At 71.3% G+C, this 16,131-nt stretch carries 11 protein-coding genes; 3 read left to right on the forward strand and 8 right to left on the reverse strand.

All coding sequences use genetic code 11. The features are described 5' to 3' along the window. Window positions 1-113: 113 nt before the first annotated feature. The 3 genes from LQ51_RS02860 to gyrB form a co-directional block, all read right to left on the reverse strand. A complete protein-coding gene (locus tag LQ51_RS02860) occupies window positions 114-1,034 on the reverse strand; it encodes a DUF3566 domain-containing protein (RefSeq protein ID WP_046563057.1) in 921 nt (306 codons plus the stop codon). 3 nt (window positions 1,035-1,037) lie between these two features. Beyond that, window positions 1,038-4,724, reverse strand: a complete 3,687-nt coding sequence (gene gyrA / locus LQ51_RS02865; protein ID WP_369799816.1) for an intein-containing DNA gyrase subunit A — start codon at window positions 4,722-4,724, stop codon at window positions 1,038-1,040. Between the two features lie 235 nt (window positions 4,725-4,959). Next, a complete protein-coding gene (gene gyrB / locus LQ51_RS02870) occupies window positions 4,960-6,906 on the reverse strand; it encodes a DNA topoisomerase (ATP-hydrolyzing) subunit B (protein ID WP_046563058.1) in 1,947 nt (648 codons plus the stop codon). Window positions 6,907-7,441: 535 nt separating this feature from the next. Here gyrB and LQ51_RS02875 point away from each other — a divergent pair. Then, on the forward strand, window positions 7,442-7,996 hold the full coding sequence (locus LQ51_RS02875) for a hypothetical protein (RefSeq protein ID WP_046563059.1): 555 nt from the start codon (window positions 7,442-7,444) through the stop codon (window positions 7,994-7,996). Between the two features lie 52 nt (window positions 7,997-8,048). On the opposite strand, the gene LQ51_RS02880 is transcribed toward LQ51_RS02875, so the two are convergent. The 5 genes from LQ51_RS02880 to dnaA all read right to left on the reverse strand — a co-directional run bounded on the left by LQ51_RS02880 (window position 8,049) and on the right by dnaA (window position 14,950). Continuing rightward, a complete protein-coding gene (locus tag LQ51_RS02880; protein WP_046563060.1) occupies window positions 8,049-8,612 on the reverse strand; it encodes a DciA family protein in 564 nt (187 codons plus the stop codon). Window positions 8,613-8,919: 307 nt separating this feature from the next. Then, entirely contained in the window at window positions 8,920-10,053 is a 1,134-nt protein-coding gene (recF, locus tag LQ51_RS02885) for a DNA replication/repair protein RecF (protein ID WP_046563061.1), read from the reverse strand. Window positions 10,054-10,069: 16 nt separating this feature from the next. Next, on the reverse strand, window positions 10,070-10,942 hold the full coding sequence (gene gnd, locus LQ51_RS02890) for a phosphogluconate dehydrogenase (NAD(+)-dependent, decarboxylating) (RefSeq protein WP_046563062.1): 873 nt from the start codon (window positions 10,940-10,942) through the stop codon (window positions 10,070-10,072). 40 nt (window positions 10,943-10,982) lie between these two features. Further along, complete coding sequence (gene dnaN / locus LQ51_RS02895) at window positions 10,983-12,116, reverse strand: DNA polymerase III subunit beta (protein WP_046563063.1); 1,134 nt, start codon at window positions 12,114-12,116, stop codon at window positions 10,983-10,985. Between the two features lie 1,019 nt (window positions 12,117-13,135). Then, window positions 13,136-14,950, reverse strand: coding sequence for a chromosomal replication initiator protein DnaA (gene dnaA / locus LQ51_RS02900; RefSeq protein ID WP_046563064.1), 1,815 nt, complete (start codon window positions 14,948-14,950; stop codon window positions 13,136-13,138). A gap of 573 nt (window positions 14,951-15,523) precedes the next feature. Here dnaA and rpmH point away from each other — a divergent pair. Then, window positions 15,524-15,661 carry a 50S ribosomal protein L34 gene (gene rpmH, locus LQ51_RS02905; protein ID WP_046563087.1) on the forward strand — a complete coding sequence of 46 codons (138 nt, stop codon included), beginning with the start codon at window positions 15,524-15,526 and terminating at the stop codon, window positions 15,659-15,661. 35 nt (window positions 15,662-15,696) lie between these two features. Further along, entirely contained in the window at window positions 15,697-16,110 is a 414-nt protein-coding gene (gene rnpA / locus LQ51_RS02910) for a ribonuclease P protein component (protein WP_046563065.1), read from the forward strand. The last annotated feature ends 21 nt before the right edge of the window (window positions 16,111-16,131 follow it).

Consider the following 16,131-nt stretch of genomic DNA (forward strand, 5'->3'; position numbering starts at 1 on the left):
CGACCGCCCACGAAGGCCCACGACAAGGCCAACCCGGACCGCCCGCCACCGGCCGGCGGATACGGCGACGCCGGGCGGCCGCAGTCGGCGGCTGCCCGGCGTCGGGTCGTCGGTCAGTCCCGCTCGGCGAGGGTCAGCTCGATCCCGCCGACCAGGTCGGCGCAGACGTTGTAGACGAAGGCGCCGAGGGTGGCCAGCGCGGTGAAGAGCACGACGTTGACCAGCCCGATCAGCGCGGAGCTGAGGATCACGCCCTTGGCGGTGATCCGGAAGCCGCCACTACCGGACTGCCCGCCGGCGTTCACCAGGTCGGTGAGGCTGTCGTTGACGCTCTTGAACACGCCCATCGCGTCCAGGGCCAGGTAGAGCACCGAGGTGGCGACGACCACCACGATGAAGAGCACCACCGAGACCGCGAACGCGAACTTCATCACCGACCACGGGTCGATCCGCTTGAGGTTCAGCCGGGCCCGGCGCGGTCCACGCGACGCGGCCGAGCTGACCGAGGTACGCGCGGCGCGTACCGCCTCACCGACGCGGGCGGCACCGACGGCGGCCGCGCCGCTGATGCCCGGCGGCAGGCCGCCCCCGTTGGCGGGGCGGCCGGGGGCACCGGGGCGGGCGCCGTCCGGTGAGGGCTTCGGGGCGGTGCCGAGGCCGGCGCCGACGCGCGGCTGGGTGCCGGTGGTGCCGGTCGACGGCTTCGCCGTACCCGTGGGCTTGATCGGTTGGGTGGCGGTGACGGGCTTGGTGGCGGTGACCGCGGGGGCGGCCGCCGTGCCGTCGGCGGACGCCGGGGCGTCGGCCGTGGCCTGCTCGGTCGGGTCGCCGGCGGCCGAGTCCCCGGCGGGCTTCTCCGGTGGCGGAGCCATGCCGGGGGCCCGGGTGAACTTCGGGGCAGGCGCGTCGGCGGGGACCGTCGCCCGGCCCACGGCCGCGCGGCCGGTCGCTGGTGTACCGCCCTGCGCGGCCTCCTCGTCGACCGGGTTGGCCGAGGTCCCCTTGTTCCCCGACTTCGCCTGTGTCTCCGTCATCAACTAGTCCTGTTCGTCAGGCTCGTCGGCATTGCGAGCAATCGCCACGATAGTCACGCCGTCCGGGAGGTCCATCAGCTTGACCCCCATTGTGTTCCGGTCACGCGTACGGCGTACAGGCTTCACCGGAGTCCGGATGACGCCGCCGTTGCTGGTGATAGCAAACAGCTCGTCGTCCGGACTGATCACCACCGCACCGACCAGACCACCGCGTCGCTCGGTGATCTTCGCAGTCAGCACGCCCTTACCTCCCCGGCCCTGGACCGGGTATTCCTCGATCGGGGTACGTTTCGCGTATCCCCCGTTCGTCGCTACCAGCACGTCCTTCTCTTCCATGCCCTCACGGTGGATGACCTCCATGGCGAGCAGGACGTCTTCCTCACTGAACCGCATGCCGATCACGCCGGAGGTGGCCCGGCCCATCGGCCGCAGCGTCTCGTCCGTGGCCCCGAAGCGGATGGCCTGGGCGTTCTTCGACACCAGGAGCAGGTCGTCCTCCGGGCCCACCAGGGCAGCACCGACCAGCTCGTCCTCATCGCGCAGGTTGATCGCGATGATGCCGCCGGAACGGTTGGAGTCGAACTCCTCGAGCCGCGTCTTCTTCACCAGGCCGTTCTTCGTGGCGAGTACCAGGTAGGGCGCCACCTGGTAGTTCGGAATCTCGATGATCTGCGCGATCTGCTCGTCTGCTTGGAAGGCGAGCAGGTTGGCCACGTGCTGGCCCTTGGCCACCCTACTGGCCTCCGGAAGCTCGTACGCCTTGGCCCGATAGACCCTGCCCTTGTTGGTGAAGAACAGGATCCAGTCGTGGGTGGAGCATACGAAGAAGTGGCTGACAATGTCGTCCTGCCGCAGCGTCGCCCCGCTGACTCCCTTGCCGCCCCGCCGCTGCGAGCGGTACAGGTCGACCTTGGTGCGCTTGGCGTAGCCGGTGCGGGTGATGGTGACCACCACGTCCTCGCGGGCGATGAGGTCCTCCATGGAGACCTCACCGTCGAACGGGATGATCTTGGTGCGCCGCTCGTCGCCCCACTTGGCGACGATCTCGCCCAGCTCGTCGGAGACGATCTTCCGCTGCCGCTCCGGCTTGGCCAGGATGTCCTTGAGGTCGGCGATCTCCAGCTCGAGCTTGGCCAGGTCGTCCAGGATCCGCTGGCGTTCCAGGGCGGCCAGCCGGCGCAGCTGCATGTCCAGGATCGCGGTCGCCTGGATCTCGTCGATCTCCAGCAGCCGGATCAGGCCCTGCCGGGCGTCCTCCACCGTGGGCGAGCGCCGGATCAGGGCGATGACCTCGTCGAGCGCGTCCAGCGCCTTGGCCAGACCGCGCAGGATGTGCGCCCGCTCCTCCGCCTTGCGCAGCCGGAACGCGGTCCGCCGGCGGATGACCTCGATCTGGTGCTCGACGTAGTAGCGGATGAACTGGGCCAGGTTGAGCGTGCGCGGCACGCCGTCCACGAGCGCCAGCATGTTGGCGCCGAAGGTCTCCTGGAGCTGGGTGTGCTTGTAGAGGTTGTTCAGCACCACCTTGGCGACCGCGTCGCGCTTGAGCACCAGCACGATCCGCATGCCGGTACGCCCGGAGGACTCGTCCCGGATGTCGGCGATGCCGGCGAGCTTGCCCTCCTTGATCAGCTCGGCGATCCGCTCCGCCAGGTTGTCCGGGTTGACCTGGTACGGCAGCTCGCTGACCACCAGCGCCGGCCGGCCCCGCTTGTCCTCCTCGACCTCGACCACGGCGCGCATCCGGATCGAGCCCCGCCCGGTCCGGTACGCGTCCTGGATGCCGGCCTGGCCGACGATCAGGCCGTGGGTCGGGAAGTCCGGGCCCTTGACGATCTCCAGCAGGGCTTCCAGCGTGGTGGCCTCGTCGGCCTCCGGGTTCTCCAGGCACCACTGCACGGCCGCGCCGATCTCCCGCAGGTTGTGCGGCGGGATCTTGGTGGCCATGCCGACCGCGATGCCCTCGGAGCCGTTGATCAGCAGGTTGGGGATCCGGGACGGCAGGATGGTGGGCTCCTTGGCCCGGCCGTCGTAGTTGTCCTGGAGGTCGACGGTGTCCTCGTCGATGTCCCGCAGCATCTCCATGGCCAGCGGGTCGAGCTTGCACTCGGTGTTGTGGCTCACGAACCCGTCGGAGACGAACGAGTGGTCCTCGGTGTCCACCCGGACGCTGTAGACCGGCTGCACGCCGGCATCGGACAGCTCCGCCACCTCGGCGTAGTAGAAGCGGCCGTCAACCAGCGGCTCGACCACGTCGAGCACCTCGGCCTCGGTGATCCGGGCCGCGATCTCGTCGCGATCCCGCTCCCACCGCTCGATCCGGTCCACGTTGTGCCGGCGCAGCCAGTCCCGCTCGGTCCACCGGCTGGCGCCGTGCTCACGGATGAAGTCACCGACGAACGGCACGTGGTCGCCGGAGAGCGCCGTGCTGCTCGCCGGCACCTGGGCCAGTTCGGACTCCAGCTTGGCCTGCTTGCGGCCGAGGAAGCCGACGTGGGCCGCGAAGATCCGGGCGTCCCGGCGGTTGGTCACCACGACCTTGATCTCGCCGTTGTCGTACCGGCACTGCCGGCTCACCACGCCGAACTCCAGCAGGAGCTGCTGGACCTCGCGGGCCAGTCGGGCGCTGCGGGTCGAGTACGAGATCTGGATGGTGTGGCGGGGCAGCAGCGAGGACGAGCCGTCGCCCTCGAAGAGCGCCTGGAGGAAGGCGCGCTTGACGGCCACCGGCCCCTGCCAGACGAACTCGGGCACGAACTTGTCCGCGCTGCGCGCCCCGACCATCTCGCCGAGGATGCTCGCGCGCAGCGCGGACAGGTCCTGCACATCCAGTTCGTGCAGGGTGCTATCGGAGGCGATCACCCGCTCGCTGACGTAACGGGGGCCGCCGACGGCCAGGTCGTAGGCGGCAAGGACGCGGAGGAAGAAGTCCCGGTCCACGTTGTTGAAGCCCGCCCGGGCCTCGGAGACCCAGCCCTCCGACACGAACGCGCCAGCGAGCAGGGCCGCCTCGACGTGCTCCAACATCGGGTAGCCGATCTCATCCGGCACGGTGCGCTGGAGGACCACCCGGTCACCCGGGGCGATCTCGGCGAGCAGCTTCCAGAGCAGGGTCGGCACGCCGGCCACGTCCACCAGGCAGAGCACCGGGTGGTTGTGGGTGCCGGTCAGCTCGTACCCCTCGCGGGTGCGCAGCCGCAGCGTGGGGTGTTCGCCGGAGTGGAAGAACTTGCTGGCGCGGACCAGGTCGCCGTTGCGGTCGCGGACCTTCAGCTCGATGTCGGTCTCGCTGCTCGGCGCGGCGTCTGGCACGACGTCGCCGATCCGGACGCTGCCCTCGGCGGTGCGAATCCGGACATCTGCCGTGACGCAGTACCTCATGGCCGCGGCCGGATCATTACCGGGCGAACCGAAGTTGCCGTTGCCGTCGACCAGCGGGTAGCGCAGCGACCAGGGCTGTGCCATCCGGACCAGCGCGTCGTAGATCGCCGAGTCGCCGTGCGGGTGGAACTGGCCCATCACGTCGCCGACGACCCGGGAGCACTTCACGTAGCCGCGGTCCGGCCGGTAGCCGGAGTCGAACATGGCGTAGAGGATCTTGCGGTGGACCGGCTTGAGCCCGTCCCGGACGTCCGGCAGGGCCCGCCCGACGATCACGCTCATCGCGTAGTCGAGGTACGAGCGCTGCATCTCGACCTCGAGGCCGACCGGCTCGATCCGGTCGTGCTGGACGACCGCGGCCAGTGTCTCCGGGGTCTCCGGCTCGTTCGGGGTGGACTCGGGAGTATCGGTCACTGTTAACCCTTATCAGACTCAGAGTCGTGTTCGTGCTGTGGATAACGGCTGTGGAAACCGGCCTGGCTGTGGATAACTCTGTGGACCGCCGGGCCGCCCGGTGGATCTCCGGCCGGCCCGGCGTGGTCCGTCAGATGTCCAGGAACCGCACGTCCTTGGCGTTGCGCTGGATGAAGGAGCGGCGCGCCTCGACGTCCTCACCCATCAGGACGCTGAACAGCTCGTCGGCGGTTGCGGCGTCGTCGAGGGTCACCTGGCGCAGGGTGCGGGTGGCCGGGTTCATGGTGGTCTCCCACAGCTCGGGATAGTTCATCTCGCCGAGACCCTTGAACCGCTGGATGTCGTCCGGCCGGGCGTTGGGCTTCTTCTGCTGGCGCAGCGCGATCAGCCCGTCCCGCTCCCGGTCCGAGTACGCGTACTGCGCGTCGTCGCCCTTCTTGTTCCACTTGATCTTGTAGAGCGGCGGGGCGGCCAGGTAGACGTGCCCCAGCTCGACCAGCGGCCGCATGAACCGGAACAGCAGGGTGAGCAGCAGCGTCTGGATGTGCTGGCCGTCGACGTCGGCGTCGGCCATCAGCACGATCTTGTGGTACCGCAGCTTCTCGATGTCGAAGTCGTCGTGGATGCCGGTGCCCAGCGCGGTGATCAGCGCCTGGACCTCGTTGTTCTTCAGCACCCGGTCGATCCGGGCCTTCTCCACGTTGAGGATCTTGCCGCGGATCGGCAGGATCGCCTGGGTACGCGGGTCCCGGCCCTGCTTGGCCGAGCCGCCCGCCGAGTCACCCTCGACGATGAACACCTCGGACTCGCGCGGGTCGGTCGACTGGCAGTCGGCCAGCTTGCCCGGCATCGAGCCGGACTCCAGCAGCGACTTGCGCCGGGCCAGCTTGCGTGCCTGCTGGGCGGCGATCCGGGCCCGGGCGGCCTGGGACGCCTTGGTGATGATGATCTTGGCCTCGGCCGGGTTGCGGTCGAACCAGTCGACCAGCGACTCGTTGCAGACCCGCTGCACGAAGCTCTTCACCGGGGTGTTGCCGAGCTTGGTCTTGGTCTGGCCCTCGAACTGCGGGTTGGTCAGCTTGACCGAGATGATCGCGGCCAGCCCTTCCCGGATGTCCTCGCCAGAGAGCCGCTCGTCACCCTTGAGCAGCTTCTTCTCCGCGCCGTACCGGTTGACGACGCTGGTCAGCGCGGCGCGGAAGCCCTCCTCGTGAGTGCCGCCCTCGTGCGTGTTGATGTTGTTGGCGAAGGTGTAGACCGACTCGCCGTACGACTCGTTCCACTGCATGGCGATCTCGACGGACATGCCCTCCTCCTCCGACCCGAACTCCACCACGGTCTTGTGGATCGGGTTCTTCGAGGCGTTGAGGTGCCGGACGAAGTCGGCGATGCCGCCCTCGTAGTGGAAGGTCACCTCACGCGGCTTGCCCTCCTCGGTCTCGGCGACGCGCTCGTCGAGCAGGTGGATGGTGAGGCCGCGGGTGAGGAAGGCCATCTCCTGGAGCCGGCGGTAGATGGTCTGGAAGTCGAAGTCGACCGTCTCGAAGACGTCCGGGTCGGGCCAGAAGGAGACCGCCGAGCCGGTACGGTCGGTCGGCTCACCCTTCTCCAGTGGGGTCGGCTTGGAGTTGTGGTACTCCTGTCGCCAGACGTTGCCGTCCTTGTGGATCTCCACGGCCATCCTGGTGGAGAGCGCGTTCACCACGGACACGCCGACGCCGTGCAGGCCGCCGGAGACCGCGTACGCCTTGCCGTCGAACTTGCCGCCCGCGTGCAGCACGGTCAGCGCGACCTCGACACCGGGCTTCTTCAGCTTGGGGTGCAGGTCGACCGGGAAGCCACGGCCGTTGTCGGTGACCCGGACGCCGCCGTCGGCCAGCAGCACCACGTCGATGGTGTCGCAGTAGCCGGCCAGCGCCTCGTCCACCGCGTTGTCGACGACCTCCCACACGAGGTGGTGCAGGCCGCGCTCACCGGTGGACCCGATGTACATACCGGGCCGCTTCCGGACCGCTTCCAACCCCTCGAGGACGGTGATCGACTCCGCGCCGTACTTCTTGTTGTCCTCCGCTGCCACCCTCGGCCACTTTCTCGCACCGGCCGCGCCAGGGCGCGGGGCGCGGGTTCGGCGGACAGGACGCGACGTCGGCGCACAAACCGGTCCCCGGACGCCCAGGTCGCGGATCGCTGCGCCGGTCGCCGCGGTTGCCCGCGGATCGCGATCGGCTCGACCCGATCCGGGACAATGATCAAGGGCCCTGCGGGCCCGTGTCCGTCGCTCCGTGTCGGGTCTTTCGTCTCGCCTCCAATCTTACTGTGCGCAGCCGACCAAACCGCCACTCGGCACCCCTGCGGGGCGGCTGAGAACTCCGTAGCCGGCCGAACCGCGCTATCCGCGACTCCCCCTACACGCCACGGAGGGCTTCCGGTCGGGGCGGGGCGTCAGACCGGCCCGACGGATCGGCACCGGCAGTCGACCGACCGGGGGTCGCGGCGGGACCGGCCGTGCCGTACCTTTGCGGCGCCGCCGCTGCGGCCTTGATCTTTCACGGACCGAACCGGGACGATCGACCCGATCGGTGGTGAACGCGCTTGGTGAGAGGTGACGCGAGATGGGGCTGGACAACGTCGCGGTGCACTGGCCGCGGACCGGCCGCTTCTACGACCCGGTCGCGCCGGCCGAGTTCGTGGACTTCGGCGAGATCGTGGACATGCCACGAATCTCCGCGCCCACGGCGGCGCTCGCCGAGCTGATCGCCAAGACCGGCACGGTACGCGCCACCGCGTACACCGAGCTGGTCGACCTGATCCTCGGCCTGGAAAATGTGCTCTACGCCACGGAGAACGCGGCCGAGGACGAGGATCCGGTGATCGACCCGGACGGGTGCTCCTGGATCGCCGACGGCGTGGAGAAGTTCATCGCCCGCCACCGGGCGATCGACGAGTCGGTGACCTTCGAGTCGGTGAGCGAGGTGCTGCGCTCACTGCTCGGCGACGGCCGGCTGGCCGAGCAGCAGTTGCGCTGGCTGGACACCCGGCTGGACCGGCTGCGCGACGAGAACGGCGAGCCGCCGCAGTGGAACTTCACCTGCGCCGAGCTGAGCGTGCTGGCCGCCTTCTACCGGCGCTGCGCCGACCGGGGCTTCGCCGTCTACGCCGACGTCTGACAGACCGGCCGCGAGCGGCCCGGAGGCCGCCCGGCGCGCCGAGCGGTGACGGTCAGCCGTAGGTGTCGCGTGGGCCGCGGCCCCGGACCCGGCGCGGCCCACGCGACCAGGACGGCGCCGCCGGGCCGTGAATGTGCAGCTTGCGCACCACGTTGTGGCCGACCTCGCGGCCGATCTGCTGCAGCAGCGAGCCGGCCAGCAGCCGCAGCTGGGTCGCCCACGCGGTCGAGCGGGCCTCCACGGTCAGCTCGCCGTCCTCCAGCTTCACCGGGCGGCTGTGCTGCGCCACCTCCGGCCCGACCACCCGCTCCCAGGCCCCGAAGACGGTCGCCTCGGCCGCCGGCTGCTGCCAGCCCCGCGCCTTGACCAGCTTGTCCAGCACCGCACCGAGCGGCTGCGGATCGCGCGGGTCCGGCCCCGGGCCGGAGTAGCCGCGCAGCCGCTTCTCGCCGTCGCCCCGCACCGCGCTGCGCCGCCGGGTGCCCGCCGCCGCCTGCCGGCGGGCCTTCGCCGCGTCCAGCACCGCCCGGGCCAGCTCCGGCCCGGCCGCCCCGTCCGGTAGGTCGCCGGATCCCGGCGCTGCGCCCGCGCCGTCCGGTCCGCCGTCGACCGCCACCGGCCGGCCCTGGCCCGCAGCCCTGCCGCCCGTTCCGGCCGCCGCAGCCCTGCCGCCCGTTCCGGCCCCCGCGGCCCCGCCGCCCGTTGCTGCCGTCGCGGCCCCGCCGCCCGTTGCTGCCGTCGCGGCCCCGCCGCCCGTTCCGGCCGTGGCGGCACCGCGCCGACCGGTCGTCGCGCCGTCGCCCCTCGGTCCCGACGCGGCAGCGCCGCGACGCCCCGTGGGGCCCTCGCCGTCCGTCGCCGCAGACCCCTCGGGGGTACGCGCACCGCGTCCCGGCCCCAGCCGGGCCGGCGGGAGCCGCACCTCATCCGACACGGCGTACCGTCCCTTCGCCCACCGCGTACCGGGCCCCGCGCAGCGCGGTCGGCACGTCGTCGTCCACCGCGCAGGTCACCAGCAACTGGCTGGCCCCGCCGACCAGCCCGGCCAGCCGCTCCCGGCGCCCGGCGTCCAGCTCGGCGAAGACATCATCCAGCACCAACACCGGCTCGATGCCGTCGGCGCGCAGCAGGTCGTACCCGGCCAGCCGCAGCGCGAGCGCGTACGACCAGGACTCGCCGTGGCTGGCGTACCCCTTGGCGGGCAGCGGGCCGAGGGTGAGGGCGAGGTCGTCGCGGTGCGGGCCGACCAGGGTGGTGCCGCGTTCGATCTCCGCCGCGCGCTGCCCGGCCAGCGCGGACGCCAACGCCTCGGTCAGCACCGCCCGGTCCGTGGTCGGCTCGGCCAGCGGCACCGACGGCCGGTACGCGATCCCCGCCGCCCCGCGCCCCGCCGCCACCGCGTCGTACGCCTTAGCCACGTGCGGGGTGAGCGCGGCGACCAGCTCCAGCCGGCCGGCGAGCAGCTCCGCCCCGTGCTGCGCGAGGTGGGTGTCCCAGACCGCGAGGGTGGACAGGTCCCCGCCCCGCGAGCCGCCGGTCTTGCGGGCCAGGTACGCCGTGCGCAGCAGCGCGTTGCGCTGCTTGACCACCCGCTCGTAATCGGCCCGCACGCCGGCGTACCGGGGCTGGCGGGTGACCAGCAGGTCGTCCAGGTAGCGGCGACGCTCCGCCGGGTCGCCGCGGACCAGTTCCAGGTCCTCCGGGGCGAAGAGCACCAGCCGCAGCGCACCGAGCACGTCCCGGGCGCGCCGGGCCGGCGAGCGTCCCAGCCGGGCCCGGTTGGCCTTGCCGGGCACGATCTCCAGCTCGATCAGCAGCTCTCGCCCCTCGTGCACCACCGCGCAGCGGATCACCGCGGCGGCCGCGCCCAGCCGGACCAGCGGGGCGTCCGTGGCGACCCGGTGCGAGTCCAGGGTCGCCACGTAGCCCAGCGCCTCGACCAGGTTGGTCTTGCCGACGCCGTTGGCGCCGATCAGCACGTTCGGGCCCGGCTCCAGGTCGACGCCGACCCGCTCGTACGAGCGGAAGTCGACCAGTTCGAGCCGGCGGACGTACACAGGCTGTGGATACCGGTCAGCGCTTGTGGACGGCGTGGCCACCGAACTGCTGGCGCAGCGCGGCCACGGCCTTCATGGCGGGCGAGTCGTCCTGCCGGGAGGCGAACCGGGCGAACAGCGAGGCGGTGATGACGTTCAGCGGCACGGCCAGCCGGACCGCCTCGTCGACGGTCCAGCGCCCCTCGCCGGTGTCCTCGGTGTAGCCGCTCAGCTCGGCCAGCTCCGGATCCTCGTCCAGGGCGCGGTCCAGCAGGTCGAGCAGCCAGGACCGGACCACGGTCCCCTCGCGCCACGACTTGAACACGCCCGGCACGTTGGTCACCAGCTCGGAGGCGGCCAGCAGCTCGTAGCCCTCGGCGTAGGCGTGCATCAGGCCGTACTCGATGCCGTTGTGCACCATCTTGGCGTAGTGGCCGGCGCCGACCGGGCCGGCGTGCACGAAACCGAACTCGCCGGCCGGCTTGAGCGCCTCGAAGATCGGCATGAGCCGCTCGACGTGCTCCTGGGCGCCGCCGACCATCAGGGCGTAGCCGTTCTGCTTGCCCCAGACGCCGCCGGAGACGCCGACGTCGATGTAGCCGATGCCCTGGTCGTTGAGGCGCTCCGCGCGCGGGGCGTCGTCGCTGAACCGGGAGTTGCCGCCGTCGATGATGATGTCGCCCGCGCCGAGGACGCCGGCGAGCTCGTCGATGGTGGCGTCCGTGACCCCGGCCGGCACCATCACCCAGATCGCCCGTGGCGACTCGAGCTTCTCGGCCAGCTCCGCGAGGCTCGCGACGTCACTCAGCTCCGCGTTGCGGTCGTAACCGACCACCTCGTAACCGGCGGCGCGCAACCGCTCGCGCATGTTGCCGCCCATCCGGCCGAGCCCTACCAGGCCGAGCTGCATCTGCTCCTACCTCCGTACGTCTGGGTGGTGCTGCGTGCGATCAGCGGGACACGCGGATCGGCATGATGAGGTACCGGTACCCGGGGATGACCTCGCCATCCTCGCCGGCGGGGGAAATCACCGCGGGCTTGAAGGCGTCGACGAAGCGCAGCAGGGCGTGCTGGGCGCCCAGATTGGTCAGGCCGTCGATCAGGTACTGCGGGTTGAAGCCGATGGTGAGCGGGTCGCCGGTGAAGGTGGCCTCCATCGCCTCGCTGGCCCGGGCCTCCTCGGTGCCACCGGCCTCGACGACCAGCCCGTCCGCGCTGAAGCTGAGCAGCACCGGGGTGGTCCGCTCGGCGACCAGGGCGACCCGCTTGACCACCTCGATGAGCGTGGCCACCGGCACCCGGGCCTCCGCGTTGTGGTTGGCCGGGAAGAGCGAGCGCACCGGCGGGTAGTTGGCGCCGTCCAGCAGTCGGCTGGTGGTGCGGCGGGTGCCACCGGAGAAGCCGATCATGCCTTCGCCGGCGCCGCCCTGGGAGAGGGCCATGGTCACCTGGCCGCCGAGCGGCCCGAGGGCCTTGGCGGTGTCGTGCAGCGTGCGGGCGGGCACCAGGGCGTTGATGCTGATCTCGGGATCGTCCGGGTTCCACTCCATCTCGCGCAGAGCGAGCCGGTAGCGGTCGGTGGCGAGCATCGCCAGGGTGCTGCCGGAAAGCTCGATCCGGACGCCGGTCATCATCGGCAGCGTCTCGTCCCGGCCGGCGGCGACGGCCACCTGGGCCACCGCGGCGGCGAAGCCGGCGGCGTCGACCGTGCCGGCGCTCTCCGGCATCTCCGGCAGGGTCGGGTAGTCCTCGACCGGCATGGTCGGCAGGGTGAATCGGGCGCTGCCGCAGACCAGCTCCAGATGGGCCCCGACGGCCGCGATGTCCACCGGCTTGGCCGGGAGCGCCTTGGTGATCTCGGCGAGCAGGCGGCCGGAGACGAGAGCGGCGCCGTCGGCGTCGCCCTGCACCTCGACGGTGACCTGGCTGGAGACCTCGTAGTCGAAGCCGGACACCTGGAGGTTGCCGTCGGTGACCCGGAGCATCACTCCGGCCAGCACCGGTACGGAGGGTCGGTTGGGCAGGCTCTTGGCGGTCCAGGCGACCGCCTCGGCGAGCGCGTCGCGCTCCACTCGGAACTTCATCAATGCCTCCGCGTCGACGTCAGCGACAACTCTCTCATGCCGACCGCTGCCACCCGCCCCGCCCGACCGTGCGGGTACCCATCGCACCTTAGGGCGCGCGGGCATCGGCTGTGCGCCCGACCCCGTGGATCCAGGTGCCCCGGGCGACTGCCGGCGGCAGTGCCCGGCCCGATCCACAGGAAGTCCAACGGTGATGATTGGTTTTTGTTGTTTAGAAGAGATAACTCATCGTCTTCATCGCACCTGTGCAAACTGTGGAGAACCGGCGTCCGCGCAGGTCAGACAGGTTATCCACCGGTGGTTTGACTGTGGAGAACCAGGGGTAGAACCCGTGTCGCGGTCCACAGGCGGGCGCTGCCCCCAGGTTGTCCACCGTTGTCCACCGGTTGTCCACCGCTAATCCACCGGGTTTCTCCCCAGCGTTGTGGACGACGCCGAGCGAGCGGACCGACGTCATCCCCAGAACCTTCAACAGGAAGCCCACAGGGCGACCGTTGTCGGTGGACAACCGACCCGTTGTCCCCAGGCGTCCACAGCACCGTCCCCAGGGTTTGTCCACAGTCTGTGGGTAACCAGCTCGGGACGGAGCGTGGTTTTCCACCGCCTGTGACACAGGGGATGTGGACAACCGGGCGATGCTGTGGACGAACACGACGCCGATGGTGGGCCCTGAACCGGGTCGAGGGTCAAGTCGCGGCCGTCCACCGGCCCGGCGGGAGTCCTCCGGCGGCGGCCCGACGCGCAGGGTTCGCGTGGCAGCCGGACGCGCAGGGGCTCGCGTGGCGGCCAGACGTGCACGGGTTCGCGAGATGGTTTCGCGGGTTGGATGCGCGACCTCGGCCGCGGGTTGCGGCAAATCGTGGCTTCCCACTGCGGAGAGGCCCCGTTTTGCCGCATCCCGTGTCGATCACGCCCGCAACCCGTGTCGATCACGTCGAGCGCCGTGGCGGTCATGTCGTCGGCCGTGGCGGTCACGATGACGGCGGTGGCGCGGTGGCCGGCGGCCCCCACAGGCGGGATCAGGTGGTCTGCTTGATCCGGTTGGTCAGCTCGGCGATCTGGTTGTAGAGCGACCGGCGCTCGGCCATCTGCTGACGGATCTTCCGGTCCGCGTGCATGACCGTGGTGTGGTCCCGGCCGCCGAAGGCCTGACCGATCCGGGGCAGCGACAGGTCGGTCAGCTCCCGGCACAGGTACATGGCCACCTGGCGCGCGTTGACCAGCACCCGGGAGCGGGAGTGCCCGCGCAGATCCTCCAGGCTCACCCCGAAGTAGTCGGCGGTGGAGACCATGATCTGGTCGGCGGTGATCTCCGGGCCGGCGCCGTCGGGGATGAAGTCCCGCAGCACCTCCTCGGCGAGCGACAGCTCCACCGACGAGCGGGTGAGGCTGGCGAACGCGGTGACCCGGATCAGCGCCCCCTCCAGTTCCCGGATCGAGTTCGACACCCGGGAGGCGATGAACTCCAGCACGTCCGGCGGGGCGAAGAGCCGCTCCTGGGCGGCCTTCTTCTGCAGGATCGCGATCCGGGTCTCCAGGTCCGGCGGCTGGATGTCGGCGAGCAGGCCCCACTCGAACCGGGTCCGCAGCCGGTCCTCCAGCGTCGCCAGCTGCTTGGGCGACCGGTCGGAGGTGATCACGATCTGCTTGTTGGCGTTGTGCAGGGTGTTGAAGGTGTGGAAGAACTCCTCCTGGGTCCGCTCCCGGTTCTCCAGGAACTGGATGTCGTCGATCAGGAGGATGTCCACGTCCCGGTACCGGCGCTGGAAGGCGCTGGTCTTGTCGTCCCGCAGCGAGTTGATGAAGTCGTTGGTGAACTCCTCGGTCGAGACGTACCGGACCGAGCGGGCGTTGCCCAGCGTCGTGGCGTAGTGCCCGATGGCGTGCAGCAGGTGGGTCTTGCCCAGCCCGGAGCTGCCGTAGATGAACAGCGGGTTGTACGCCTTGGCCGGCGACTCGGCCACCGCGACGCTCGCGGCGTGCGCGAAGCGGTTCGAGGAGCCGATGACGAACGTCTCGAACATGTACTTCGGGTTGAGCCGGTTGCCGCCGCTCTCCGCCCCGCCGGGCAGCCGCCGGTCGGCCGAGCCGCCGGGGCGGTGATCCGTACCACCGCGCCCCGGGCCCGAGTCGGTGGCCCCGCTGCCGGGCAGGCCGCGCAGCGGCGGCGCGGCCGCCGGGTTCTCCCGGTACCGCGGCTCGAAGCCCCGGCCGTCCGCTGCCGGCGTGTCCACGGCGCGGTCCTCGAAGCCGCGGCGCTCGGGGGCACCCCGCATCGGGTCGCCGAAGGCGGCGCTGAACAGGGTCTCCTGGCCGTCCCGGCTGGCCGGGATGAGCGGCGGTCGGTTCGCCTCGGGCGCACGCTGCCGGGGGGCGGACTCCTCGGCCGGCTGCTCGGCGCGCGGCTCGGGATAGCCGGCGCTGTCGGTCCGGGCCGGGAAGCCGAACTCGGGGAAGCCGGGCGGCTCCGACGGCGGGCCGGGCTGGTCGAAGCCCGCGAGCAGGTCCTGGGGGGCGTCCAGCTCGGCCGGCTCGGGCCCGCTGCGGTAGACGGTGCCGGCCGGGCGGCCGTCCTCGGCGACCCGTACGGTGACGGCCACCTGGATGGGCCGGCCGAGCCGCCGGCTCAGCGCCTCCGTGATGGCCGGGCGGAGGCGGGACTCGATCACGTCCCGGGTGAAGGCGTCCGGCACCGAGAGCAGCGCGGTGTCCTCGACGATGGCCCGTAACCGGGTGAGCCGGAGGTACGCCCGCTGCTGCGCGGAGATGATCTCGTCGGCGAGTTCGTCGGTCGTCGCCGTCCACACCGCGGCAAGGTCGGTCGCTCCGGTCACCGTCGTGCCACCCCCCTCGCCTCTGCTCACGCCCGCCCGGACGGCTGACCGGTCGTCATCCACAAGTTATCCACAGCCTGTGTGTACCGACCGATTGTGGCCGCCCACCGGACGCGGGTCGGACCTGCCCCCCCATGCCCCGGAGGCGTTGAAGCGGGTTCACCGTGCCGAACGATTCACCACCATGTCCGGTCTTGCCGGCCGGCGACACGGACCCCCGACGCTGACCGCAATCGGGCACGCTAACAGCGCGGACCCCGCGCCATCAACCGTCGACACCGGGGCAGCCTTGTCAACATCAGTGAAAACCGCCCCTTCGGTCGTGTTCCGGGGCGGGGAACGCCCTCGGCTGTGATGTTTGACGGTCATTGCCCCCCTGCGTAGGCTGGAGCGGCTGCTCTCTCGCCCTCTGCTAGGGTGACGGGTGCTTGCTGTCCGCGGTCGGCGTCCCGCATCCATCAGGACCGGCGCCGCCGGGCAGCACCGATCGGAGGCCACCGCCGAGGTGGCCTGGACCACCACACGACCCCGGGCGATCCCCCGCGCGGGGCCGACGACAACGGAGAGCCTGACGTGAGCAAGCGCACCTACCAGCCGAACAACCGCCGGCGCGCGAAGACCCACGGCTTCCGGCTGCGCATGCGCACCCGTGCCGGCCGCGCCATCATCGCGACCCGTCGCGCCAAGGGCCGCACCCGCCTGTCGGCCTGAGGGCCGACCGGTCCGGTCCGGGGACGTGGGCAGTCGTGCTGACCGCCGCGCAGCGACTGCGGCGCAGTAGTGACTTCGCCGCAGCGGTCCGGGGTGGCCGACGCGTCGGCCGTGGCGCCGTCGTGGTCCACCTGACCCTCCCCGCCCAGACCGGAGTCACCGCGACAACCTCGCCGGAGCCGGCGCGGAACAGCGGTGCGGAGACCTCCGCACCGAGCCGCGCCGGCTTCGTCGTGTCCAAGGCGGTCGGCAACGCCGTGGTCCGGAACAAGGTCCGCCGGCGACTGCGGCACCTGGTCCGCGAGCGCCTCGCCGAGCTGCCCGTCGGGAGCACCCTCGTGGTGCGGGCCCTGCCGCCGGCCGCCGAGGCGTCGTACACCCGACTCGGGACCGACCTGGACGCCGCGATCGCGGCCGCGCGGACCGCCCGGGGTCGGCGGTCCCGGTGACCCGCCCCACTGCCGCGGCGC

It is taken from the genome of Micromonospora sp. HK10 (assembly GCF_000982955.1).
GTDB lineage: Bacteria > Actinomycetota > Actinomycetes > Mycobacteriales > Micromonosporaceae > Micromonospora.

What these genes read in the sequence shown, in the direction of transcription:
- dnaN (WP_046563063.1), bottom strand. Translation starts at nt 12,116, where the DNA reads ATGAAGTTCCGAGTGGAGCGCGACGCGCTCGCCGAGGCGGTCGCCTGG.
- LQ51_RS02875 (WP_046563059.1), top strand. Translation starts at nt 7,442, where the DNA reads ATGGGGCTGGACAACGTCGCGGTGCACTGGCCGCGGACCGGCCGCTTC.
- gnd (WP_046563062.1), bottom strand. Translation starts at nt 10,942, where the DNA reads ATGCAGCTCGGCCTGGTAGGGCTCGGCCGGATGGGCGGCAACATGCGC.
- LQ51_RS02860 (WP_046563057.1), bottom strand. Translation starts at nt 1,034, where the DNA reads ATGACGGAGACACAGGCGAAGTCGGGGAACAAGGGGACCTCGGCCAAC.
- gyrA (WP_369799816.1), bottom strand. Translation starts at nt 4,724, where the DNA reads ATGCAGCGCTCGTACCTCGACTACGCGATGAGCGTGATCGTCGGGCGG.